1 protein-coding gene is annotated in these 1,252 nt (G+C 29.2%); it reads left to right on the forward strand.

The annotated features are described in order from the left end of the window. The first annotated feature begins 859 nt into the window (after window positions 1-859). Window positions 860-1,216, forward strand: coding sequence for a hypothetical protein (locus tag RCF13_RS25125; protein WP_308141636.1), 357 nt, complete (start codon window positions 860-862; stop codon window positions 1,214-1,216). Window positions 1,217-1,252: the final 36 nt, after the last annotated feature.

Here is a 1,252-nt window from a genome sequence, read left to right on the forward strand (position 1 = left end):
AGTTGTGCCAAGTCTATTTCTATAAACTCAGCAAATAATTTAGATGGATTTCACTTCTGTAACGATTGTTTTGAAAAGCGTAAAGACTTAATATTTACACATAGAACATCTAAAATAGATTTAGTCTTTGTAAAAGAGCAATTAAAAGAGTAAGAAACTACGTGTAAAGTGAAACAATTTTCTCAAGATAAAGATGTTAAATAAAACAATGTCGTTATTTTGTTTAGTAGTAATCAAGGTTGAAAGTAGTACTAAAAAGGGGAATGGTAATGACTGAAAGTTTTATAGTGTATGTCGTTGGGTTATTTATCCTTGTTGCGGCTTTGATCTGTTTTTCTATACTAACCAATCCTAAACAATATGTATCATTTAAAATATTATCTGGTTTGGGGATTTTTATCTTAGGATTTATTAGTTATGGATTTATTTTATATTTTCGCTCGATTTTTACTTTAGAAAGATATCTTATTCATTGAAAGTGAAATCGTTTTTTCAATGCTAATTAATACAGTACAACAGTGCTAATATAAAGAGGTTGATGGGAGGGATAAGAGCATATGGACGTTATTATGCTGAATATCTTATTTTTTCTACTTTATACATTACTTTTCATTATTTGTATAGGTATTATACATTTCATATTTACTATACTAGAAGTCACAAAAGGAGTAGAAGGGCCGGGGTATGGAGTATTAACAGGTATACTAGCTGGTATAAGTTCAAGTTTAATTATGATGTTAATCATACATAACATGCCTATTTAATCAAATTACTAATTGTATACAAAAGGGGGTTTGCAAGTGAACATGCAAAAACGAATTAGAATTGTAAATGAAATTATTTGCGAAATGGAGAAATTATGATAAAAAATGAAAAACAAGATTGCCCAAGATGTGGTAAAGCCGTTATCACTTTGTATAGACCATTTATGGATCATAAAGGCCCTAATTTATGTTCAGTGTGTAATAGAAAACGTGTTAAAGAAGAAAATGAATTGACTGAAGAACAAAAGATTGTTCTATGGTACTTCCAAAATCAAATGGTATTAACGAATTTTATCTCTGTTGCCTTAGAAGTCGAGGAACAGTATGAGAGTGTGCCTAAGGATGTTTTAGATGCATATGAAAGGTTATCTAACTTAGAATTTTTACATGTTATTAACAAAGCAACAAATTACTTGTTTAAAGCAAGTGAACGCTTTTGTAATAGTTTATAAGTATTACAGAATGGGGAGATAATATTGAGTGAAGAA

It is taken from the genome of Stenotrophomonas maltophilia group sp. RNC7 (genome assembly GCF_030910085.1).
Taxonomy (GTDB): domain Bacteria; phylum Pseudomonadota; class Gammaproteobacteria; order Xanthomonadales; family Xanthomonadaceae; genus Stenotrophomonas; species Stenotrophomonas sepilia.